This window comes from Streptomyces sp. 5K101 (genome assembly GCF_046506645.1).
Lineage (GTDB): Bacteria > Actinomycetota > Actinomycetes > Streptomycetales > Streptomycetaceae > Streptomyces.
In genome coordinates this window covers 74345-97302 of sequence record NZ_JBKFFO010000012.1, presented here as the reverse complement: position 1 = coordinate 97302, position 22958 = coordinate 74345, and the positions used below count along the sequence as shown (strand labels likewise).

19 protein-coding genes are annotated in these 22958 nt (G+C 71.2%); 6 read left to right on the top strand and 13 right to left on the bottom strand.

Annotation, left to right across the window (positions count from 1 at the left end; all coding sequences use genetic code 11):
- Window positions 1-73: 73 nt before the first annotated feature.
- Together ACLB9X_RS23120 and ACLB9X_RS23115 are read right to left on the bottom strand one after the other, a co-directional pair.
- Window positions 74-1132 (bottom strand): MraY family glycosyltransferase, encoded by a 1059-nt coding sequence (locus ACLB9X_RS23120; RefSeq protein ID WP_410362288.1) that lies wholly within the window; start codon window positions 1130-1132, stop codon window positions 74-76.
- Window positions 1120-2193, bottom strand: a complete 1074-nt coding sequence (locus ACLB9X_RS23115; protein WP_410362287.1) for an NAD-dependent epimerase/dehydratase family protein — start codon at window positions 2191-2193, stop codon at window positions 1120-1122. Before ACLB9X_RS23115 ends, ACLB9X_RS23120 begins: the two co-directional genes overlap by 13 nt.
- A 256-nt stretch (window positions 2194-2449) precedes the next feature.
- Here ACLB9X_RS23115 and ACLB9X_RS23110 point away from each other — a divergent pair, with 256 nt between their 5' ends.
- The 3 genes from ACLB9X_RS23110 to ACLB9X_RS23100 all read left to right on the top strand — a co-directional run bounded on the left by ACLB9X_RS23110 (window position 2450) and on the right by ACLB9X_RS23100 (window position 6402).
- Window positions 2450-3718 carry a nucleotide sugar dehydrogenase gene (locus tag ACLB9X_RS23110; RefSeq protein ID WP_410362286.1) on the top strand — a complete coding sequence of 423 codons (1269 nt, stop codon included), beginning with the start codon at window positions 2450-2452 and terminating at the stop codon, window positions 3716-3718.
- 131 nt (window positions 3719-3849) lie between these two features.
- A complete protein-coding gene (locus ACLB9X_RS23105; RefSeq protein ID WP_410362285.1) occupies window positions 3850-5328 on the top strand; it encodes a polysaccharide biosynthesis tyrosine autokinase in 1479 nt (492 codons plus the stop codon).
- 219 nt (window positions 5329-5547) lie between these two features.
- Window positions 5548-6402: a glutaminyl-peptide cyclotransferase gene (locus ACLB9X_RS23100; protein ID WP_410362284.1), complete on the top strand. Its 855-nt coding sequence runs from the start codon at window positions 5548-5550 to the stop codon at window positions 6400-6402.
- 3 nt (window positions 6403-6405) lie between these two features.
- Here ACLB9X_RS23100 and ACLB9X_RS23095 read toward each other — a convergent pair whose 3' ends face one another.
- From ACLB9X_RS23095 to ACLB9X_RS23085, 3 genes are all read right to left on the bottom strand, one after another.
- Entirely contained in the window at window positions 6406-9237 is a 2832-nt protein-coding gene (locus ACLB9X_RS23095) for an AAA family ATPase (protein ID WP_410362283.1), read from the bottom strand.
- A gap of 189 nt (window positions 9238-9426) precedes the next feature.
- Entirely contained in the window at window positions 9427-11121 is a 1695-nt protein-coding gene (locus ACLB9X_RS23090; RefSeq protein ID WP_410362282.1) for a S8 family peptidase, read from the bottom strand.
- A gap of 606 nt (window positions 11122-11727) precedes the next feature.
- The gene (locus tag ACLB9X_RS23085) at window positions 11728-12156 is read right to left on the bottom strand and encodes a pyridoxamine 5'-phosphate oxidase family protein (RefSeq protein ID WP_410362281.1); all 429 of its coding nucleotides are present in this window, start codon (window positions 12154-12156) and stop codon (window positions 11728-11730) included.
- 126 nt (window positions 12157-12282) lie between these two features.
- Between ACLB9X_RS23085 and ACLB9X_RS23080 the strand changes: the two genes are divergently transcribed.
- The 3 genes from ACLB9X_RS23080 to ACLB9X_RS23070 all read left to right on the top strand — a co-directional run bounded on the left by ACLB9X_RS23080 (window position 12283) and on the right by ACLB9X_RS23070 (window position 15106).
- A complete protein-coding gene (locus ACLB9X_RS23080; RefSeq protein ID WP_410362428.1) occupies window positions 12283-12546 on the top strand; it encodes a hypothetical protein in 264 nt (87 codons plus the stop codon).
- A 236-nt stretch (window positions 12547-12782) separates the two neighbouring features.
- The gene (locus ACLB9X_RS23075; RefSeq protein WP_410362416.1) at window positions 12783-14156 is read left to right on the top strand and encodes a bifunctional transcriptional activator/DNA repair enzyme AdaA; all 1374 of its coding nucleotides are present in this window, start codon (window positions 12783-12785) and stop codon (window positions 14154-14156) included.
- Window positions 14157-14557: 401 nt separating this feature from the next.
- A complete protein-coding gene (locus tag ACLB9X_RS23070) occupies window positions 14558-15106 on the top strand; it encodes a DoxX family protein (protein WP_410362280.1) in 549 nt (182 codons plus the stop codon).
- Between the two features lie 42 nt (window positions 15107-15148).
- On the opposite strand, the gene pstS is transcribed toward ACLB9X_RS23070, so the two are convergent.
- The 8 genes from pstS to ACLB9X_RS23030 form a co-directional block, all read right to left on the bottom strand.
- On the bottom strand, window positions 15149-16273 hold the full coding sequence (gene pstS, locus ACLB9X_RS23065) for a phosphate ABC transporter substrate-binding protein PstS (RefSeq protein WP_410362279.1): 1125 nt from the start codon (window positions 16271-16273) through the stop codon (window positions 15149-15151).
- Window positions 16274-16585: 312 nt separating this feature from the next.
- Window positions 16586-17317 carry a hypothetical protein gene (locus tag ACLB9X_RS23060; RefSeq protein WP_410362278.1) on the bottom strand — a complete coding sequence of 244 codons (732 nt, stop codon included), beginning with the start codon at window positions 17315-17317 and terminating at the stop codon, window positions 16586-16588.
- Between the two features lie 176 nt (window positions 17318-17493).
- Window positions 17494-18084 carry a GTP-binding protein gene (locus tag ACLB9X_RS23055; RefSeq protein WP_410362277.1) on the bottom strand — a complete coding sequence of 197 codons (591 nt, stop codon included), beginning with the start codon at window positions 18082-18084 and terminating at the stop codon, window positions 17494-17496.
- Entirely contained in the window at window positions 18071-18436 is a 366-nt protein-coding gene (locus ACLB9X_RS23050; RefSeq protein ID WP_410362276.1) for a DUF742 domain-containing protein, read from the bottom strand. Before ACLB9X_RS23050 ends, ACLB9X_RS23055 begins: the two co-directional genes overlap by 14 nt.
- A complete protein-coding gene (locus ACLB9X_RS23045; protein ID WP_410362275.1) occupies window positions 18436-18840 on the bottom strand; it encodes a roadblock/LC7 domain-containing protein in 405 nt (134 codons plus the stop codon). Before ACLB9X_RS23045 ends, ACLB9X_RS23050 begins: the two co-directional genes overlap by 1 nt.
- A complete protein-coding gene (locus ACLB9X_RS23040; RefSeq protein ID WP_410362274.1) occupies window positions 18837-21122 on the bottom strand; it encodes a nitrate- and nitrite sensing domain-containing protein in 2286 nt (761 codons plus the stop codon). Before ACLB9X_RS23040 ends, ACLB9X_RS23045 begins: the two co-directional genes overlap by 4 nt.
- A gap of 953 nt (window positions 21123-22075) precedes the next feature.
- Window positions 22076-22279: a cold-shock protein gene (locus ACLB9X_RS23035; protein WP_410362273.1), complete on the bottom strand. Its 204-nt coding sequence runs from the start codon at window positions 22277-22279 to the stop codon at window positions 22076-22078.
- 332 nt (window positions 22280-22611) lie between these two features.
- On the bottom strand, window positions 22612-22956 hold the full coding sequence (locus ACLB9X_RS23030; RefSeq protein ID WP_410362272.1) for a hypothetical protein: 345 nt from the start codon (window positions 22954-22956) through the stop codon (window positions 22612-22614).
- Between the last annotated feature and the right edge of the window lie 2 nt (window positions 22957-22958).

The following is a 22958-nucleotide window of genomic DNA, read 5'->3' as shown; positions in this document are numbered from 1 at the left end:
GGCGCCGGCGGACATCGGCGTCCCCATCGACACGGCGGGACGCGAGTTCACGGCGCGCTGTGCAACGTGGTGGTCACGCCGCCTCGCTGTGGCTGCTCTCGGTGCTCTTCGTCGGAATCGCGCTGTACACGGGGACTCGCAGAAGCCGGAGCCAGACGACGGCGGTCACCGCGACCACACTGATCAGCACGACCGGCTGGGGGACGGCCTTGAGCATGACCAGGACGGCCGTCAGGCTCGTGATCGCCGCGAAGCCTCCGAGGGCCACGGTCACCTGACGAACCGTCAGCCCGAGCTGCCGGAGCCGGTGCGCGATGTGGTCCTTGCCGCCCTGCAGCACAGGCCGCCCCTCCCTGCGCCGCGCCACCATGACCAGTCCGGTGTCCGCGGTGACCACCAGCGTGATGAGCAGCAGACTGCCGTACCCGGAGAGCGCGGTGCTGTCCCTGTGCAGGGTCATGCTCACGGACGACACCAGGAATCCGACGAAGAGAGCGCCCGCGTCACCGAGGAAGATGCGCGCCGGGTGCCAGTTGTGGAAGAGGAACCCGGCGCAGGCCCCGGCCAGGGCGGCGGTGATCGCGGCGGTGCCGAGCAACCCGGCGGACAGCGCCGCGCAGCAGAGGCATGCCGCGATGACCGCGGTCACCGTGGACACCACGCCGTCCATGTTGTCCAGCAGATTGAACGCATTGGTGGTGAACAGGATCCACAGCACGGCGAGGAGCGTGTCGAGCCACGTGCCGAAGAGCACGGGATGGCCGCACCACGTGACGACCACGAGCGCCGCGGCCGCCTCGACGGAGAGCCGCACCCGGATACTGAGCGGACGCAGGTCGTCGACGAGGCCGAGCACGGCGATCACCGAGGCACATCCGAGCACGACGCCGAGGGTGGAGTCACTCCTGCCCACGGCGAACATCACGAGACTCGCGGATCCCGCAGTTGCCACTGCGACGGCCATGCCGCCCAGATAGGGCGTGGGGGAGACATGCACTTTGCGAGCCGCGGGCTGGTCGGTGTATCCGCGCCGTACAGCGAGGAGACGCAGGGGCTCGGTCAGCAGAGCGGCGGCGGCCAGGGCCCACAGTGCCGCGAGTGCCGTCACCGTCCACAGACTCAGACTGGGCATGGACGTGCCGCCTTCGTTCGGCCGTCGGTGTCGCCGGTGTGACCTTCGCCCGTGCGACCGGACGCGGCACCGGGCTCCTGCTGCAGCGTTTCGCCGCGGGCGTCCGCCACGGCGTCCGCGAGGATGTCGTCGAGGGTCCGCCGTGGTTGCCAGCCGGTGAGGGCCCTCAGTTTCGTCGTGTCCGGGACCCGGCGGTCCATGTCCTCGAATCCCGGTCCGTACGCCTCGTTGTAGGACACTCGCTCGACGGTCGAGGGGCTCTTCGCGCACGTGATGATGCGTGCGGCGAGATCGAGGATGCTGATTTCCTCGTCGCTTCCGATGTTGAACGTTTCTCCCTCGGCCTCCGGACGGTCGATCAGCGCGAGAAGTGCCGCGACCACGTCGGTGACATGGAGGAAGCAGCGACTCTGCCGGCCGGTGCCGTACACCGTGAGCGGTTCCCCCTGTACCGCCTGTCGGGCGAATCTCGGAATCACCATGCCGTAGGCCGGGCTCTGCCGGGGGCCGACGGTGTTGAAGAAGCGCACAATCGTCGAACGCAGTCCGTACTCGCGGCGGTACAGCTCGGCGAGGATCTCGTCCACCGCCTTGGCCGTGCTGTAGGACCATCGCGGAATGGAGGGACTTCCCAGAATACGGTCGGACATCTCGGTCAGCGGCCCCGAGGAGTTCTTGCCGTAGATCTCCGATGTGCTGGCAAGAACGACCGGCCTGCCGTGGCGGTACGCCGCTTCGATGACCGTTTCAGTTCCCTTGGTGTTGATGGTGAAGGACCTCAGCGGCTGCTCCATGATGAGCTTCACCCCAACTGCTGCGGCCAAGTGAACGACCCGGTCGCATTCACCTACCAGCTTTTCGACCAGCGGCGCATCCAGCACGGAGCCGTGGATGAACTGGAAGTGTCCGTGATTGCGTGCGCCGGCAAGGTTCTGCAGGCGTCCAGTGCTGAGATCGTCGAGTGCGACGACCGGCTCGCCACGGGCCAGCAGTGCATCGACGAGATGGGAGCCGATGAATCCGGCTCCTCCAGTAACCAGGTACTTCGGATGGTCCGTCACGCCGTCACTCCATGTCTGTGGGTGGGGCATTGCCAGGGTCATGTCCACCGGCGACGCAGGGCAACGATAGCCCGGAACAGTACGAACAGCGTGAATTGATACATCGGTTAGTCCACTTGCCCCGTCGCTCAGAGGAAAATATGACTCTGTTTGCCTGAAGCGGTGTCACTCTGCAGAACACGGCGGCGTGAGCCTGGCATACATGGCGCGTATTCCATCGCAGCATTCGGCAGGGCGGGCGAGAGGAGAGTCGGACGTGTCGGTGTCAGTGAAAAGGGTGGTCGTCGTCGGCCAGGGGTACGTGGGCCTGCCACTCGCCATGCGTGTGGTCGAGGCCGGGCACGACGTCGTGGGTCTCGACCTGGACGAGATGCGCGTCAAGCGCCTGGCGGCCGGTGAATCCTTCGCCGAGGACGTCACGTCCTCCCGTCTCCTGGCCGCCCTGAACTCGGGCCGCTACCTCCTCAGCACCGACTATGCGGATGCCGCGGGCTTCGACGTGTGTGTCATCACGGTGCCCACGCCGCTGAAGAACGGCGCGCCCGACCTGAGCTTCGTCGAGAGCGCCGCAGAGGCAGTCGCCCCGCACGTCCGGGCGAACGCCACGGTCATCCTCGAGTCCACCACGTACCCGTGCACGACCGAACACGTCGTGCGCCCGCTTCTGGAGGCGCACAGCGGACTCCGGGCCGGCGAGGACTTCTTCCTGGGATACAGCCCGGAACGGATCGACCCGGGAAACCCGACCTGGCGACTGGAGAACACACCCAAGGTGGTCTCCGGCATCGATGACGTCTCCCTGCGGCATGTCCAGGACTTCTACAACGATGTGGTGGACCGCACCGTCCCGGTGAGTTCGCCACGCACCGCGGAGCTGACAAAGCTCCTGGAAAACACGTTCCGTCATGTGAACATCGCTCTGGTCAATGAGCTCGCGATGTTCTGCAGGCCGCTCGGCATCGACATCTGGGAAGTGATCGACGCGGCGTCGACCAAGCCTTTCGGATTCATGCGCTTTCTGCCCGGGCCCGGAGTCGGCGGTCACTGCCTTCCCATCGACCCTTCGTATCTTTCGTGGCAGGTCAAACAGGCGCTGCAGCACGATTTCCGCTTCGTGTCACTCGCCAACGACATCAACAGCCACATGCCCGACCATGTGGTTCTCCGGGTGGCACGAGGACTCAACACGCGGCGCAAGCCGGTCAACGGCAGTCAGATCCTGGTCCTCGGGCTCGCCTACAAGAGGAACACGGGCGACATCCGGGAATCCCCGTCCCTTGCCGTCGCCCAGGGCCTCCAGAAACTCGGTGCACACGTCCTCGCGGTGGAACCGCATGTCGATCCGTCGCAGCTGCCCCAGGACATTCTGTGTGTGGAACTCACCGAGGAGCAGGTCGCGTCGGCCGACGCGGTGGTCGTCGCCACCGATCACGACGCCTTCGACTACGCAATGGTGGAGCGTGTCGCCCCTTACGTGTTCGACGCCTGCAACCGCTGCCGTTCAGGCGCTGCCGAGCGCCTCTGAAAAGGCGCCGACGCACTCCGCCGAGGAGTGCTGACGGTACCGAGTGGCCGAACACGCATGCCGTGCTCCGGAAATTCTCGGCGCTGACCCTAAGGTGACTGACCAATTACTCGCTCCGATCGGGGAAGATCTTGGATTTGCATCAGTACCTACGAGTCCTTTCCCGCCGATGGGGCGTCATTGTCCTCATGGCCTTGCTGGGAACGGCGGCAGGCGTCCTCGGGAGTATCGTTGTCACTCCGGAGTACCGGGCGACGACCACGCTCTTCGCCACCATCCGCGGGGGCGACGACACGTCCCAGCTCAACCAGGGAAACGCCTTCACCCAGGCCAGAGTTCAGTCCTACGCCGACATCGTGGCCAGCCCAGAGGTGACCGCACCGGTCGTGAAATCCCTCAAGCTGAACATGACGCCGAGCGAACTGGGCTCGCGGATCTCGGCCGAGGCGCCGATCAACACGGTGCTGGTCCGTCTGACCGTCACCGACACCCACGCGGCACGAGCCGCCCGGATCAGCAACGCCGTCGCCGACCGGTTCGCCTGGGTGATCAGGGAGCTGGAGAGTCCCGACGGGGACATGGCCGAGTCACCGGTGCGGCTCACCGTCATCGAGCCCGCGGCCGTGCCGAATGCACCCTCGTCGCCGCAGACCACGCTCAACGTCGCACTGGGCCTGGCCGTGGGCCTCGTACTCGGGCTGGCAATCGGCGTCGCGCTGGAGACCGTGGACACGTCGATGCGGGACTCCAAGGCCCTGGCCGAGTGCCTGGCGGCCGCTGGTGGGCCACCTGTGCTGTCGAGCATCGTGCACGACTCGCGAGCCTCACGGCGCCCGGTCTCCCTGCGCGACGACACGCACAGTCCCCGTGTGGAGGGCTTCCGGAAGCTGCGGGTCAATCTCCAGTTCGCCGAAGTGGGCAAACGACCGAAGATCATCGCTGTCACCAGCCCGCTGCCACGTGAGGGCAAGAGCAGCGTGTCGGTCAACCTGGCCGCCACACTCGCCGAGGAAGGGGCCAGGGTATGCCTCATCGACTGCGACCTGCGCCGTCCATCCGTCCACTCGGCCCTCGGACTGGTCAGGGACGCCGGGCTGACCACTGCTCTGGTGGGCAAGGCCCAGGTGCGTGAGGTGCTGCAGTCGACAGGGTCCTTCTCGGTGCTCACCAGTGGGACGATTCCGCCGAACCCGACCCGGATCCTCGGCAGTGCCCAGTTCGCGGCCGTGCTGCAGGATCTCGCCCAGGACTTCGACCACATCGTCGTGGACACCCCTCCCGTGCTTCCGTTCGCCGACACCCCGGCGATGGCGCAAGCCGTCGACGGTTACCTGCTCGTCGCACGTGCCGGACGGACGAGCAAGGGCCAGATCCTCGACGCCCTGCACATTCTCGACCGTGTCAACGTGCCTGTACTGGGAGCCGTCCTGAACGCGGCTCCGGCACGAGGCGACGGTGAGCACAACTACGCGTACCGGTACCAGCCAAAGCCCGAGACCACAGGTCGCCTTTCGGCGCTCCTGTCGACGCGCCTGACGTCTGCGGCTCCTCGCAGTGGATCGTCCGCCAACGGTCACACGATGGAGGCGTCGGCCAAGAGGCGTTCGTAGAACCGGACAGCCACTCCGGCGCATGCCGTCGTGCCAGGTCCGGCGATGCCCCACGGGGGCGTCGCCGGACCTGGCCGTTTTCCGGAGGTGCCGGGCCGGCGTGCCACCTCGAGCCGCGCGCCGCGCCGGTACCCGGGCGGCTGCGCCATTGGGACGACCGTCGCGGTCCGGTACCGCGGGCACGCCCGATCCCGCCGGACCGTGTGCCAGTGTGCAGCCATGCGGCTTGCGTTCGTGGTCCCCGTGGCGACCGTCGCTCTGGTCGGCGGGATGCTCGTCGGCTCGTGCGACACGGGCGACGGAGCCGCGGATCGCGGACGGGGCACGCCGGGGCAGTCAGCGGCACGGGTCGAGCCGTTGACGGTCCGGGTCGTCGAGACCCTGCCTCATGATCCGACGGCTTTCACCCAGGGCCTGGAGATGGCCCACGGCATGCTCTACGAGAGCACCGGCCTGGCCGGCCGCTCGACGCTCAGAGCGGGCCGGCCCGGCGCCCCGCCGGCGCAGCGCGCCGAACTGCCCTCGCCGTTGTTCGCCGAGGGAATCACCGTCGTGGGACCGAAGCTCTGGCAGCTCACCTGGCGCAACGGCATCGCCATCGAGCGGGACGCCAGAACGCTGGCCGAACTGCGCCGGGTGCCGTACGACGGGGAAGGCTGGGGGGTGTGCCACCAGCGACACCGCGGTCGGCTCGTGACGACCGACGGCACCTCCCGGCTCGTCTTCCGGGACACCCGCACTCTCGAGAAACGGGGCGAGGTCGCCGTCACCGCCGACGGACGGCCTGTGGGGCGGCTGAACGAGCTGGAATGCGTCGGCGACATCGTGTACGCGAACGTCTGGCCCACCGACCGGATCGTACGCGTCGACGCCGACTCGGGCGACGTGACCGGTGACATCGACGTACCGCCACTGCTCAGCAAAGCAGAGAGACGGCACACGGACGTCCTGAACGGCATCGCTGCGGTACCGGGGACCGAGCAGTTCCTGCTGACGGGCAAGTGGTGGCCCAGGATGTTCCGGGTGTCGTTCGTCCCCGCGGCGGCCGGGGCCGCCTCAAGCCCCGCCACGTAGCAGTCAGCTGTTCAGCGCCGTCGCCAGTTGCGCTCGGGAGCGGACGTCCAGTTTCTGGTAGATGCGGGTCAGCCTCGCCTCGACCGTCTTCACGCTCAGGTACAGCTTCGCCGCCGCCTCCTGGTTGCTCGCTCCCTGGCCCACCAGCCGCGCCAGCCGCAGCTCCGCGTCCGTCAGGGCCGACAGGGCGCCGCTCCGTGCGGCAGGGACCGGCTCCGCCGGGGCCGTCGGGCTTTCCGTCGCCAGCGCCAGCCACGGTGCGGCACCCGCCCGTTCGAAGACCGCGGCCGCCGCCTGCAACGCGCTCGCGGCCGCCGACCGCCTGCGGCGGCGGCGCTCGACACGGGCCAGTGTGATCAGTGCCCGGCCGCGCTCCAGCACAAGGCCCGCCGCGCCGTACCGTTCGGCGACCTCCGTCAGCAGCGTCGCCGCCTCGTCCGGGCAGCCGCCGGCGGCGAGGTGCACGGCATGTGCCCGGTCGCAGCCGAGCAGGACCGTGGTGCGGCCGAGACGTTCGGCCACTGGGCGGACGTCCGCGAGCAGCGCCGCCGCCTCGTCCAGGGAGTCGACCGCGACCAGGGCCTCGGCCAGTTCCTCGTGCCAGCGCAGCATCGACGGATCGACGGTCGCCTGGGCGCGTTCGCCCGCCTGCACGCGGCGCAGGGTCTCCAGCGCGGTGGCGACGTCGCCGGCGAGCAACTGGACCCGGCCGAGCGCGTAGAGGCTGCGGGAGAGGAATACGTGGTCGCCCTCCTCCTCCGACGCCTGCGCGCTGCGCCGCGCGTAGCTCGCCGCACGCGCGAAGCTCCCGCCGGCCGTCTCGGCGAGGGCCAGCGCGTACCAGGCGGGTCCCGGCGAGAGCCCGGCCTCCAGCGTCAGGGCCAGTGACCGTCCGGCGTGCGCGAGGGCGGCGGCACACTGGCCCCGCCTCGCCTCGATCTCGGCGAGCGTCCGGAACAGCTCGATGGCGTCCTCGACCGAACCGCGGCGCTCGACGAGCGGCAGCAGCGCCCCCAGCTGGTCGCGGGCCTCGGTGAGGCGGTCGTCGAACATCGCATGGCGGATGGTCAGAATCTGGGCGGCGTTGCTGATGCCGAGCGGGCGCTCCACCCTTTCGAGGGCGCGCGCCTCGGCGAGCACACGCTCCGCGTCCGGTGATCCGAGCACCCGGTCCATGCGTGCCTGCACCGTCAGTGCCCGGGCCGCCGTGCCCCGGTCGTTCACCGACGCGGCGAGCGCCGCCGACTCCACGGCCGCCGCGCGTGAACGCACCGGATCGCCGTCCGCCAGCACGTACTTGACCGCCAGCCGCAGCTGTACGGCGGCCCGCAGCGCCGTGTCGCCCTCGGAGTCCTCCATGGCGTGGACGTAGATCTCGTCGAGGCCCGTCAGCCCCTGTCCGGCGGTGTCCAGCACCGCGAGCCGGGCCCGCACCCGGTCGGCCGCGGAAGCGTCCCGTGCCAGCAGGTCCGTCGCCGCGCGCATCGCCAGATCGGCGCGGGCCGCGCGGGCCGCCTCCTCCGCCGCGTCCACGAGCCGCGCGATGCGCTGCGGGCCGTGCAGGCCCGGGGTGGACTCGGCGGCGAGCAGCGCGAGTTCCGCGGCGAGCGTGCTGTTGCCGCGCCGCCGGGCCGTCTCGGCGGCGTCCGACACCTCCGCGGCCAGCCCCTCGTCGGGGATGTCGGTGGCCAGCGCCCGGTGCCGTACGGCCTCGACGGGGTCGTCGACGACCTCGGCGAGCGCGGCGTGGCCCGCACTGCGCTCGGTCCAACAGGCGTCGTGCACCAGGGTCGACGGCAGCACGCCGGCGGAGAAGGCGACCGTGCCGTCCTCCGTGAGCCGGATCAACGACGCGCGTTCGGCTGCCGCCAGATCCGCCTCGGCGGTGGGCCGCCCGGCCCGGCGGATCAGCGAGGCGGTCGGCCGCAGGGCGAGCGCCGCGAGCAGGAGGGTCGTACGGACGTCGGGCGGGACGGCGCCGAGCAGCGCGCGGGCGAGGTCCCGGGCGCGGCCCGACAGCGAGAGGGACTCGGCGTGGTGCACAGGCGTGCGTGCGTCCGCGAGGGAGCGGCCGACGGCCAGCGCGAGCCGCGGGTTGCCGCCGCTGGCCTTGTGGATGCGGCCCGCCATGCGGGCGGGCAGCCGGTGGTGGATGAGGAGTTCGGCGATCTCGTCGGCCTGCAGGGGAGGCACGTTCAGCACGTCGGCCTCGGACGGCTCCCAGAGCGGCTCCGCCGTCGCTTCCGGCGCGGTCCGCCCTGTCGGGTCGCCGCCCGTGCCGTGCGCGGCCGGGGTGTCGACGGCGACCGCCCGCAGTTCGGGCGGCGCGAGACGGAGCGCGAACCGCAGCAGGTCGGCGCTCGCCGGGTCGATGCACTGGACGCCGTCGAGCACCAGGAGGGCGGGCCCGCGCGCGGCCAGGGTGCGCAGGATGCGGGCGAGGGCCAGGCGCAGGGCGACCGGGTCCCAGCCGCCGTCCGCCATCGGCGCCTCACGGCACAGCATGGCGACGGCGGCGCGCTGCGGGCCGGGCAGGCCCGCGAGGACGTCCCCCTCGGCCGGACCCTGCGCGGGCAGGGCGGCCGCCGCGACGGAGGCGATGAGCGCGGCGGCGGCCGCACCCGGGATGCCGCGGTCTGCGGGCAGCGCGGCCAGCCAGAGCACCGTCTCGCCCCGCGCCTCGGCGCGCGCGGCGACGGACAGGGCGACCTCGGTCTTGCCGACTCCCGGGGGACCGGTGAGCAGGGCACGGCCGCCGGTGCGCAGTACGCGGTCGAGGCGGGCGAGGAGTTCGGCGCGGCCGACGGGCTCGGCGCGGTACGCGGCCGATGTCATGAGCCCACCACCACCCTCCGGCGTGCGCGGGCCCCCTGCCCGTTCGAGCAGAGGATACGAAGCCGGTCCCCTCAGTCCAGGGTCGTCGTCCGGCATACGGACAGGTCTGGACTTGCACAGCCGGACGGCGCGCCCCCGGCGGAAGCCGGGAACGCGCCGTGACCTGCGGTGATACGTCGGTCCCGGGGATCAGAAGGTGAGGCTCCAGGAGTCGATGTAGCCGGTGTCTCCCGAGGCCACATCGCGGACCTGGAGCTTCCAGGTGCCGTTCGCGACCTCGGTGGAGGCGTCGACGGTGTACGTCGCGAGGACATTGTCGGCGCTGTCCGAGCCGGAGGACGTCTTGAGGTTGCGCACGGTGCCGTCCGGGGCGATCAGGTCGATCACCAGGTCGCCGCGCCAGGTGTGCTTGATGTCCACGTCGACCTTGAGGGCGGCGGGGGCGTTGCCGGTGCGGTCCGTGACCGCGATCGACGACGTGACGGTCGAGTTGTCCGCGATCGTCACGTCGTTCGTGTTGCTGTAGACCGAACCGCCGGGGGTGGTGCCCGAGACGGCGTTCACCGTCTTCGTCGCGTCCGCGATGCCGGCGCCGCAGCCGCCCGTGCACGTGCCGGGCAGCGGCCGGGCGTTCGCCTTGATGGCGGACTCGATGTCGGCCGGGGTCAGCGTGGGCTTGGCGGACTCCAGCAGCGCGGCGAGGCCGGCGATGTGCGGGGCGGCCATCGACGTGCCCTGGTAGGGCTTGTAGTTCTCGGTCGACTGGATGGTGGCGCCCGAGTTGAGCGTCGAGAGGATGCCGTTCTCCGGGGTCGTCACCGTGCCGGGGGTGTCCGTGGCGCGGCGGGTCTCGCCGCCGGGCGCGGAGACGTCGACGATGGTGCCGTAGTTGGAGTAGAACGACCGGTTGCCCTCGCGGCTGGAGGACGCCACGTTGATGATGTTCGCGCAGTTGGCGGGCGTGAAGCCGGAGGCGTTGGTGTTGCTGTTGCCCGCCGCGACGACCACGGTGGTGCCGCGGGAGACGGCGCCGTTGATGGCGTTCTGGTAGATGCTCGGGCAGGTGCTGCTGGCGCCGCCGAGGCTCAGGTTGATGACCTTCGCCGGGGTGGCGTTGGCCGGGATGCCCGGCACGGAGCCGCCGGAGGCCCAGGTGATGGCGTCGGCGATGTCCGAGGAGGAGCCGCCGCACTTGCCGAGCACACGGACGTGCTGGACCTTCGAGCCGTACGCGATGCCCGCGACGCCCTTGGCGTTGTGCGTCGTCGCCGCGATGGTGCCCGCGACGTGCGTGCCGTGCCAGGAGGAGTTGCTCGCCCGCGAACCGGTGCCGCACTCGCCGTCGGTGGCGTTCCAGTCGCCCTCGTCCTTCGGGTTGCTGTCGCGGCCGCCGCCGTCACGGGCGTCGGTGGAGCTGGAGATGAAGTCGTAGCCGGCGACGGTGTTCGCGGCGAGGTCGGTGTGCGCCGCGTACCCGGTGTCGATGACGGCGACGGTCACGCCGCTGCCGGTGGTCTTGTCCCAGGCGCCGGGCACGTTCATGCCGCCGGTGGCCTCGAAGAGGTCCCACTGCTTGGCGTACTCGGTGTCGTCGGGGGTGACGGCCATCGCGTAGGCGCGGATGTCCGCCTCCACGGAGGCGACCTGCGGGTCGGCGCGGAAGGCGTCCATGACCTCGGTCAGGTCCTTCCCGGACGCCTCGCCCCCGAGGTCGACCAGGGCCGAGCCGCCCGCGAGCCGGCGCTCGAAGGACAGGCTCTCGCCGGTCTTCTCGGCCTTCTCGGCCGCGTCGCTCCTGGCCGCGGTGTTGGAGATGGCCTCGGCGGCCTGGGACTTGTAGGTGACGATGACCTTCTCCACCGGCGCGGCCGGAGGGGTGGACATCGCCTGCGACGCCGGGGCGGGCTTCGGCGCGGGATTCGCTGGCGTTGCGGCAAACGCCACGGAAGTCGTCGCGGCAACGCCGGCGAGTGTGGCGCTCGCTGCCGCGACGGCTATGAGTCTCCGCCTGGAACCGTTCAAGGTGTTCCTCTCGAATGACGGTCTCTGCTGCCGAGCGGGCGGCGCGGGAACCGAGGTCGCGGTGTGGGGGTTGCTTCCCGCGGTTCCCTGGGCCGGGTGGCCCGCGCGCCGCCGCCGGCACGACGGCCCCCCTCTTCGGGGCCGCACCGGCAGGCCCGATCTGCATGCACCTGACAGGAGAGCGTGGAGCTCGCGAGTCAGGGGGGCGGATCTGCCGGTGCGGCAGACAGTAGGAAAAGCTGAGGTGAACGCGATACGGGGAAAACCCTTGTCCCCCTCGGCTCCGCTGAGGGGGAGGGAGGGGGGCAGGGCGTCAAGGGCAGGAAGTGGCCCAGAAAAAGCGAGCCGCCCGACGGCCTGAGACCGTCGGGCGGCTCGCCCCTGTCCTGCTTCCTGCCCGGCCCGGTCCGGGGGGCGTCGGCCCGTCGCCGCCGGCCCGACGACCACGTCGTGGGGCCGGAGACCGGCTCAGACGTTGCCGAGGTCCGAGCTCACCCAGCGCTGCGGCCGCATGTGGACGACCACCTGGTCGCCGTGGCTCTTCCAGGCGAAGTCGACGTACCCCTCGACCTTCTCGGCCGGAAGGTAGCGGGCGGAGATCTCCACGAGCTGCTCCCGCGTGGCCGGCACGGTGTCGACGACAGGGCCCTCGACCGACACGTACCGGACGGTGGGCTCCACCCGGTCGACCATGAGGCTGAACCGCCCCGCCTCCGCGATCAGCCGGGCCTTGCGGGAGTCGCGACCCGTCATGATCCAGATGTCGCCGCCAGGGGCGTACTGGTACCAGATGGGCACCGTGAGCGGCGCCCGTGCGCCGTCGCCCGAGTCGACCGCGAGTGCGGCGATATGGGGCTCGGCGAGGAACTGCTCACGCTCGTGACGGGAAAGGGCCACGGCACACTCACTCCTTCGGTACGCACAACACGGAGGACACGGGCTCCGGCAACAGAGCGCCTTTTGCCCCAACATCGTTGTCACCCCTGCCATTCCGGCGCAACGCGACCGGTCGCGCGTCAGACGATGTTCTCCGCGACCTCCGCCTGCTCACAGGCGCTGCCGTACGCGGCGGGCGTGCTGTACGTGCGCCGCGCGACGAACCACCACACCGTGGGCGGAATCAGCAAGGAGTTGATGCCGCATCAGCGGAACGGGCGGGCTCGTCGGCCCTCGGGGCCAGCGCTCGCCGTCGACCAGGGCACGTCCGGGACGAAGGCGCTGGTCGTCCGCCCCGCGCGGTTCTCGCCGTGGAACAGGACGGGCGGCTGCTGTACCGGCAGCCGCTGAACGGCACCGTCGTGCCCGACCGGGTCGGCCCGCCTCGAGCCGGGCCGACCCGACGACGTGGACCGCGACGGCGGCACGGTCGGCGTCAGTATCATGTCCGATTTCCGCCAGCCGGGGACCGCGGAGCCTCCGATACTGGCCCTATGACCATCGACGGCAGCCGGACGGCCGACGGGCGCACCGCGCGGACACGGTCCGAGGCGCGGACACGGTCCGAGGACCTCCTCACCGGGGCCCTGACCGAGGACAGCAGGTACCAGGCGGTGAGCAGCCGCGACGCCCGTTTCGACGGCGTGTTCTTCTTCGCCGTCTCCACCACCGGCATCTACTGCCGCCCCAGCTGCCCCGCGGTCACCCCCAAACGCCAGAACGTCTCCTTCTACCGCACCGCCGCTGCCGCCCAGAGCGCCGGATACCGCGCCTGCCGCCGCTGCCGTCCCGACGCCGTGCCCGGCTCCGCCGAATGGAACGTCCGCGCGGACGTCGTCGGCCGCGCCATGCGGCTCATCGGCGACGGCGTCGTGGACCGCGAGGGCGTCGCGGGACTCGCCACCCGCCTCGGCTACAGCGCCCGCCAGGTGCAGCGCCAGCTCAATGCCGAGCTGGGCGCGGGGCCCATCGCGCTGGCCCGCGCGCAGCGCGGTCACACCGCACGCGTCCTGTTGCAGACGACCACGCTGCAGGCCGCGGAGATCGCCTTCGCGGCCGGGTTCGCGAGCGTACGGCAGTTCAACGACACCATGCGCGAGATCTACGCGGCCACCCCCAGCGAGCTGCGCTCGGCCCGCCCCGGGCCCACCCACGCTCCGGGCGGCGGTGCGGGCGTCCCGCTGCGGCTGGCCTACCGGGGCCCCTACGCCGCCCGCGACATGGTCGACCACCTGGCGGCCCGCGCGATCCCGGGCGTCGAGGAAGTCGTCGGCGAGAACGGCTCGCGCAGCTACCGGCGCACCCTGCGCCTGCCCGGCGGCGCCGCCGTCGCCGAGGTGTCGGAACGGCCGGGCCCCGGTGGCTGGCTGGAGTGCCGCCTGCACCTCGCCGACCTGCGCGACCTGACCACCGCGACGCAGCGCGTGCGCCGCCTGTTCGACCTGGACGCCGACCCCCGCGCGGTCGCGGACCGCCTCGGCGCCGACCCCGTCCTCGCCCCGCTGGTCGCGGCCCGCCCCGGCCTGCGGGTGCCCGGCGCGGCGGACCCGCACGAGGCCGCGATCCGGATCGTGGCCGGCGAAGCCGCCGCGGATCTCGTGGCGGCCCACGGAGAGGAGCTGTGCGCCCCCAACGGCGGCCTCACCCGCCTCTTCCCGCGCGCCGAGAGCCTGACTGAGGCGGGTCCGCCGGCGCTGCGTGCCCTGGCGACCGCGCTCGCCTCCGGCGACCTGACGCTGGACCCGGGCGCGGACCGCGAGGAGACCGAGCGCCGGTTGCTCGGCCTCCCCGGCGTCGATGCCGCGACAGCCGCCCGCATCCGTATGCTCGCACTGGGCGACCCGGACGTACTGCTGCCCGACGGCCCACCGCTGCCGCCGGACGCCGACCCGGCCCGCTGGCGTCCGTGGAGCTCGTACGCCATGCAGCATCTACGGGGAGCCGAGGCGGGTCGCCGGTAGCCGGGGTCCGCGGGCACCGTGTTCGCGGAACGGGACGGGTACGGACGCCCTCCCCGAGCCGGTCCACCGGCCGACCGAGCCCCGCTCGCGAGCCCCGGGCGTGCCACGCGGCCGCGGCGGGCGCGGGTGTGCCCGGCGGTGCCGGCGGGTGTCCGTGTGCCGCGCGCGTGGCGGGTGCCGGCCGGGGCCGCGGCGCGGGCTCGGGACGTCGGGTCGGGCGCGGCGGGAGTCATTGCCTCGCGGTGCCGGCGGGCGTGGCCCGGAACGGGCGCCCCGGCCGCCGGGAGTGCCCGGCCGGTCGCGCGGGTTGTCACCCGTACGGCGTAGCAACGCAGCGGTCCGGGCGCGCGGCGGGACGAGAGTGGGTGGCGTCGCCCATGTCGTCCCCGACGGGAGCAGCCATGACCACCTTCAACCGCCGCGACGTCGGGCTCTTCGTCCTGCGCGTCGGCACCGGCACCGTGCTCGTCGCCCACGGCACGCAGAAGCTCTTCGGCTGGTTCGGGGGCGGCGGCCTGGCGGGCACCAGCAAGGGGATGGAGGCCATGGGCTTCCACCCGCCCAAGAGGAGCGCCCTCGCTGCCGGCCTCGCCGAGACCGGTGGAGGCGTGCTGCTGGCGCTGGGGCTCGCGACTCCCGCCGCCGGCGCCGTGGCGGCGGGCAACATGGCGGGCGCCGTCTCCGTGCACGCGCCGGCCGGCTTCTTCGCGCAGTCGGGCGGCTTCGAGTACCCGGCGTTCCTCGGGTTCACCGCGGCGGCCATCGGCGTCGCGGGTCCCGGCCGGTACTCGCTCGACCACGTCACCGGCCACCGGTTCAACCAGCCGTGGACCGTCGCCGCGGCCTTCCTCGCCAGCGCGCTCGCGGCGGCGGCGGTGGTCGGCAAGCGCGTCAAGGACCAGGCGTGGCCGGACCCGGACGCGGAGCCCGAGGACCCCTTCGACGAGTGACCCGCGTCCGTCGCACCGACGTCGCGCGCCCGCACCCCTCCGTCAGGACAGGCTCGCCACCACGTCCCGCACCCGGGCGGCCAGCGCCGGCGGCAAGGGTGCGTAGTGCAGCTTCGCCAGGTGGTTCTGCCCCTCCTCGCCCGCCGTGTAGGTGAGGAAGGACTTGAGGGCCGGAAGCACCTCGGCCGGCGTGCCCCTGTCGCAGACGACCTCGTAGGTGACCTGGACCAGCGGGTACGCCCCCGGGGCGTCGGTCGCGTAGTCGAACTCCACCGTCAGGTCCTTGCCGCCCCCGGCACCCACCTCGGCCGCGGCGATGCCCGCCGACGCCGCCTTCGCCGAGACGGCGACCGGCTCCGGCGCACCGGTGTCCAGCCTGACCGTGGCAATCCCCTCCGCCGCGGCGGAGGACAACTCGAGGTATCCGATGGCGCCGTCCGTGGTGTACACCTGCGAGGCCACACCGTCCGAACCCGCCGCCGAATGGCCTCCCTTGGCCTGCCACGCCTTCTCGGCCCCGTAGGGCCACTCCTCGGGCGCCGCGGCGCCCAGATAGGCGTTGAAGTTCTGCGTGGTGCCCGAACCGTCGGAGCGGTGCACCGCGCTGATCGGAGTCGCGGGCAGCTCGACGCCGGGGTTCAGCCGCTGGATCTCCGGGTCGTCCCACGTGCTGATCTCCGAGTCGAAGATCCTGGCGAGCGTGGCCGCGTCGAGGACCAGGTCGTCCACGCCGTCGACGTTGTAGCCGACGGCGATCGGCCCGCCCACCATGGGCAGGTCGATGGCCCGGCCGCCGGGGCAGGTCTGGCGGGACGCCTCTACCTCGTCCGGCTTCAGCGCGCTGTCCGTGCCGGCCAGCACCGTCGCCCCGCGCAGGAACTGGGCGACACCGCCACCCGAACCGAGGGCCACGTAGCGGATCTGCACTCCGGGGCACGCCTGTTGGTACTCCCGCATCCAGTGCTTCATCGCGTTCTGCTGGGCCGTCGAGCCCGAGGCCGCCAGGCGGCCCTGCCGCGCGCAGACGATGTCGCTGGGCGCTTTGGCGGCCGCCTGCCCGGCGTCGCCGGCCGCCCCGCCACCGCACGCGGACAGCGACGCGGCCCCCGCCAGGGCCGCCAACCCCGCACCGAGCCGACGTAGCCGATTGATCCGTCCCTGCCGCACCTGCGTTCCCTCCCTGAGCCAGGGACACAGATGCTCTCCGACACGGATGCCGGTTCGGTGACGCGCAGGCGAACAGGGGGCATCGCTCAGGTGTTCTCCGGTCCCGGATTCCACACGACGCCTTCCGGGGCCGGGTGTTCGCCTTCCTGGGCCGGCGCGAAGCAGGCCGCGAGGCGCTCTGTCCCCCCGTGTTGTGACGCACCCGCCCGCAGGCCCATGTGGCGTTCATTTTAGGGAAGTTGAAAGGATAACGGCGGGTCGGCCCGCCCTCGGTCCGGATCGTTCCGAAAGCGCGGTCGAGGCAGTCGGAGGTCAGGCCGGTGACCCCCAGGCCGTCGTCAGCCCGTCCAGCCACGCGGGCGGCAGTTCCGCGGCGTCCCACTCCTCCCGTAGCGCGGCCGGCGCCGTGAGCAGGCGCTCCAGCGCGGCGATGCTGGTCGGGGAGTGGATGAGGGAGTAACGGCCGTGGATCGCGATGGTGCTGCCCGGCCCGTACTCCGCGTAGAGCCGCTCCAGGCGTACCCGGTGCTCCGAGGCGAACTCCGCAAGCCGCCCGGCGTATGCGGCCCGTTGCCTGGAGGTCATCGTGCCGAGGACGGCGGTGAGCACCTGTTCGGTGACCTCGGGGTCGAGGTCGGAGACTGCGGTGAACGACAGGTAGAGGGGTGTGACGGCCACCTTCGCCCGCTCCACCTCCATCCTCCCGACAGGGGGACGATGGTCGGGAGCGCCGGCCGACGCGTCGGAGCCGACGGCGTGTTGCAGCGCCCGTTCGGCGGTGACGCCGAGCGCGTCGGTGACGGCCCGGGCACCGTCGAGCCAGCCGGACTCGTAGAGCTCACCCTTGTCACCCGGCGCACTCCGCCCGATTGCGCCGACCTCCCTGTGTGCGAGGGCGAGGGCACCGGCCTCGACGAGTCCGATCAGCTCCTCCGCGTCCCCGGAGTAGACGCCCGCCCGCGCGAGGAGCTGCACGAGTGTCGTCTTCGCGTTGAGGACGCTGACCGCGTCCAACTGCTGCCGTCCTTCTTCGGCGGCGTTCATCAGGTCCCTCCTCGTCGCACGGACGGCGCGGTGCGCGCACGTTGCCCGCTTCGCGGTCCTCGGCTGCCGATGTTCTCAGCTCGGCGTGGCCGCCGCTTGGCCGACTGCCCGGGGATACGAGGCCGGCTTCGGACTGCCGGGCCGTCACCGGGCCGTGCGGGAGGGTGCTTCCTCCGTCAGACGGGCGCAGCGGTCTCCGCCATGGCGATGAGCAGGTCGAGAAGCGAGAGCAGGGCGTCACGGACGTCGCGACGGGAGCGGGCGTCGAGCATGAGGATGGGCGTGTTCGGGTCACGCAGATGCAGCGCCGCCCCGATCTCCTCCGCCGAGTACAGCTGCTCGCCGTTGAAGCAGTTCGCGCCGACCACGAAGGGAAGCCCGCGGCTCTCGAAGAAGTCGACGGCCGGGAAACTGCGGTCCAGGCGCCGGGTGTCGACCAGCACGATCGCTCCGAGAGCCCCGTTCAGCAGATCGTCCCACATGAACCAGAAGCGCTCCTGGCCCGGCGTACCGAACAGATACAGGACGACCCCGGCGTCGGTGAGGGTGATACGGCCGAAGTCCATCGCGACGGTGGTCACCGTCTTGGACTCGATTCCGTCGAGGTCGTCCACGCCGACACCCGCGGCCGTCAGCCGCTCCTCCGTGCGCAGCGGCTCGATCTCGGAGACCGTCTCGACCAGCGTCGTCTTGCCGACGCCGAATCCCCCGGCGATCAGGATCTTGACGGGGGCCGCTTCCCAGGCAGGGTAGTCATATTCGGGCAAGGCTGTCCCTGATTCTCATGAGCAGGTGGACATTGGTGGTCTCGGCCTCCTCCAGGGGCGGCCGGTGGTGGATCAGCCCGCGGTCCGCGAGTTCGCCGAGAAGGACGGTGATCGGAGTTAGGCGCATGTGCATCCGCGCCGCGATCTCGGCGACCGCGCGCCCGTCCGGAGCCGGGCACATGGCGAGGATGGCCTGCCACTCGGTGGGCAGGCCACCGCGGGCGTCCGCGGGGACCGCCGCCGTGATCGTGGTGTCCATGGTCAGGACGGTGTGCGGGCCGGCTGTACGGCCATCGGTCAGCGCGTACAGCCGAGTCCGGCGGCGGCCTCTGGGCTGCGGGTCGTCCGGCATTACGACGCGGGCGCCTGCGTGCGCTCAGGTGTGCCCAGCCACTCACCGAGTGCCTGCGCGGTCCGCACCGCCTCGCCACCCAGCTCCCCGAGCCGTGCCTTGCGGGAGGTCACGACGATGAGCGTGCTGCCCTCTCCGCACCCGACGATGCAGAGATACCTGTCGTCCATCTCGACCAGCTGGCGGATCACCCGCCCACCGTCGACCTCCCGGGAGATCGCCTTCATCGTGGCCGCGATCCCGGAAGACGCCGCGGCTATGCGCTCCGCCTGGGGCCGGTCCATCAGGTAGGCGCTGAGCTTGATCCCGTCGTTGGAGAGGAGCACGGCTCCCTGGACGCCGGCGATCCTGCTCAGATTGTTGTCCAGGATGCTGTAGATCATGTCGTTCGATGTCGTCGTCATGGCTGATCCTGTCGGAGCTCTTCTTCTGCTGTCTGGGTTCCGTGTTCGTAGTCCGCCCAGGCGTCGGCCACCTCTTCAGGCGTCGCCGCGTTCTGGGGGACCACGGGTTCCGGTGCGCGTGACTCGCGCAGTTGCTCGGCGATATGGGTCTGCGGGACACGCTCGGGCAGGGCGGGCCTCGGGTCGCCGACAGGCGCCATGGGCCGGACCGGGAGCGTGCTGTCCCGCAACCGCTCATGCGTCCGACGGCTCGGCAGACCGGACCGCGAATGCAGGACCAGCTCTGGCTTGCGCTCATCGAGGCGGCCCGGGGCAGGGAGAGGCTTGACGGAGGCAGGCCGAGCGGGGACGGGCTGAGGGGGGACGGGCCGTACCGACGTGCGTGGCTGTTCCCGCTCGGTCGGCACGAGCAGCTCCTTGGGAATGACCACGATGGCCGACGTTCCGCCGTACACCGACCTGCGCAGCGTGACCGTGGCCCGGAGCTGCTCGGCGAGGTGCCCGACGACGAAGAGACCCAGCCGGTGTGCGTTCTCCGCCAGGACGGCGTACGGCGGGGCCGAGTGGAGCCGGGCGTTCATCTCCTCGTAGCTCGCGGCCGTCACGCGCGGACCGCGGTCCTCGATCTCGACCGACAGACCGTCGGCCACCAGGTCCGCCCGGATGACGACCTTCGACTTCGGCGGCGAGAATCGGGTGGCGTTGTCGAGCAGCTCTGCCAGGAGGTGGCTGATCTGGCTGATCACGCGCGGTTCCACGCTGATCTCGTCCAGGGCCTGCCGCTCGATCCGCCGGAAGTCCTCGACCTCCGCGGCGGCCTCGCGCAGCAGGTCGGCGATGCGCATGGGCTCCGTGTGCGGGTCGGGGATCTCACCGCCGGCCAGGATGAGCAGGTTCTCGATCTGTCGCCGCATGCCCACCGTCAACTGGTCGGCCCGCATCAACTGGGCGAGGAGCGCTTCGTCGTGGCCGAAGGTGTCCTGGAGGTCCTCGGTGAGGCTCAACTGGCGGCTGACCAGGTTTCCGGTCCGTGAGGCGATGCCCGCGGCGAACATGCCGAAGCCGTGCCGCTCGTCCGCGAGTGTCCTGTGCCCGTCGACGGACACGGCGACGACCCGGGCGAACGCGTCGTTGATACGCCCGACTTCGTCCCGGTCTCCATGGACCCTGGGCAGCGCGTCGGCTGCGACGGGCTGCCCCCGCTGCAGGCGGTCGACGACGTCCGGCAGCGTGTCCTCGGCAATGGTCACCGTGCGGTCGTGCAGACGGCGAAGGCGGCGCAGCACCGAGCGCGTGGTGAACACGACGACGGCGCTGACAAGCAGCAGCGCGCCGCCACTTCCCGTGATCAGCCAGGCGACCTCTGTCTCGAGCTGGGCCGCCTTGGCGTCGGCCTGCGTGAGCAGCCCCCGCGCCCGGCCGACGTTCAGCGTCTCCAACTGCGGTGCCCACTTCTCCCGCGCGGCCGACCAGCCCTTGACCGCCCGGGGCAGCTTCACGCCGAACCGGGTGTCCGCGTGCTCGGAAACGATCTCGTTCTCGATGCGGGTCCTGGTCTGCCACGCCTCCGAGTGGGCCATCTGAGCGTAGAGCTCGTTGTCCTCGGCAGGCAGATACGGCACGATCCACATGTCGTACAGGTACCTGTGGGCGCCGACGGCATTGACCATGTCGGCGAACCGGGAGGTGCTCAGCTCCCTGGACGGCCCGGCCTGCGCGAGGATCGTGTCCTGCTGCGCCATCATCTCGGAGGCCGAGAACATGGCGACGACCACGCGGCCTTCCTGCGTGAGCCCGCCGTCTTCCGTGTGGCTGAACTCGTCCTGGTAGAAGCGCACCATCTGGCTGATGAGGCCGGTGTAGTACGCGATCGTACTCTCGGCGCTGCCGCTGCGGGCGTCCGTGCGTTCGCGGTAGGCATCCAGGTCCTCGAGGCCTTCGATCACCTCCAGGAGGCGACGGTCCGCCTGCTCGGACCGCGCCCCATCGATGGGAGACGACCGGCGGAACTCGGCGGCTGCCCGGTCCGTGGCGGCCCGCCGCTTCCCCAGCTCGTCCTCGGACGCGGAACGGTCCGCCCACCGTGCCGCGGTCATCGTCCGCTCGGCCTGCATCTCGATCATGAGCTCGTACAGGGGGACGCCGATCCGCTCACCGGCCGCCACGTCGGCGCGCAGGTGCTGCGCGTGGTCCAGCAACCGGTCCGCGGTGATGAAGGCTTGGACACCCATGGCCGTGGTGGGGACCACCGCAAGCCAGATGAGCAGCGTACGCAGACGCACGGTACGCCGCCGACGAGTCGTCGACCGGCCTTGGGGCCCTTCGGGTTCTATGGGAGACATCAATCCTCGGGAGCGGGGGGGAAAGCGGGGACCACCAGCCGGGCCAGGCGAGGTCCTGGGGAGGGGACTTGGGGAACGCCGGTCCGGCTTCGGTGGGACGTAGGGGTGCCGATCATAACCAGCCACGCCGAGAAAGAGAGAGCTTGCGGCAGCGATCAATTGAGTGCTAAGGGCGCTGAGAAGCGGGGAGATTGCGTCGGGCCAACCGGTACGTCCGAAGGGATCCGGCACCGTGCACGGTGGGTGCCGATCGCCTCCGCGGCCGCGGCACCCCCAGCGGAGGGAGGCCGAGCTTTGCGGCACGGTGGGGACGGCTCAGCCGTGGCGGTACGCCCCCTCTGTGTGTAGTTGAAATTTCGCCAATACAGGTGAGCCGCCACTTCTCAGGACGCAACCGTACTGGGGCGCGCTTGACCGGCTGCCTCATGGATGCGCACTACCGATCGGCTCGGGCCGACGTCGCTGGCCTTCACCCTGTTGCGAGTGAAACCCCCCGCCCGCGCCGGCGCGCGCCGTGTACCGGCAGGGGCGGGGGCCAGCCCCCAGCATCTGGGCGGGATCGGCGCGAGCCAGTCGCCGTCGCGCTTGGCGGGAAGGGCCGGCACCTGGCCGTGCTGCCTCAGGCGGTGTACTCGAGCTGCTCCTCATCCTGGGTTGGAGGTGTCCCATCCGGCTCCACATGTCCTCGAAGTCGCGGAACGGATCGCCCCAGGCCGGCCGGCGCTCGGGGGCGCCGCCTCTGCGTCGTATGGGCAGGACCATGGCTGCCTCTCACCATGGGATGTGATCTCGTGCGCGGGACGGGCAACTGGCTGCGAGACCGCTAAGCGACCCCAGCAGCGCACGTGGGGGTGCCTCTTCGGTTGATCGCGGGACGCCGGCGCGGGGCAGGGTCAGGCGGGGGTGACGTTCTCGGCCTGGGGGCCCTTCGGCCCTTGGACGACCTCGAACTGTACTTTCTGCCCTTCGGTGAGCTCGCGGAACCCGGTCGCGTTGATGGCCGAGTAGTGGACGAACACGTCCGGGCCGCCGCTGTCCTGGGCGATGAAGCCGAAGCCCTTCTCCGGGTTGAACCACTTCACCGTGCCGGTAGCCATTGTGCTTGTTCTCCTTCGTGCGGACACGGGACAACGCCCGTGTCGGGTTGTGAAGGGATCGTCACGGCTGCCCGGCGTTTTGAGCGGCCGACACGCCCACACGCATGAGTGGTCGTTTCGCCTGACCGGCGAAGTCGGCGTGAAAGAGGCTTCGCGTGACGTGGGTCTGCGAGGCCTCGTCCTCGGTCTGGGGTCTGCCCGCTCGCCGTGTGGGTCGGCGGGTTCAGCGGCTGCTCTGCAGAGCCGTCTGCACGCGACCGTGCAGCACGTCGCCGATGCGGACTTGGGGAGCGAGCTGCGTGCACATTTGCCGGACGACTACGCGACGCTGTTCACGTCCCGGCGGCACAACCGGAGTGCATGAACATCGCAACCGACGCACCCGCACCGCTGGCCGCGAAGGAATCTCCGCCGAAATGGATCGACGGCCGCAGTGGAGCGGCGACGGCGGCCGTCTCACCCGCACCGTGGCCCTGCTCAAGGACCGGCTTGCGCCGCTCCTGGGCGCCGTCGAACGGGCTGCACGGGACCTGCGTCACAAGGCGGACGTGCACGAGGAGGACGAAGCCATCAGTTTCTCCCTCCGTACGCCGTCGGGCGATGCGGTCACCCGCCTCGACCTGGAGCTCGCCCGACCGGATCGACTCCGCCGTGGCCCAGGTCGGCTCCGGCGGCAACC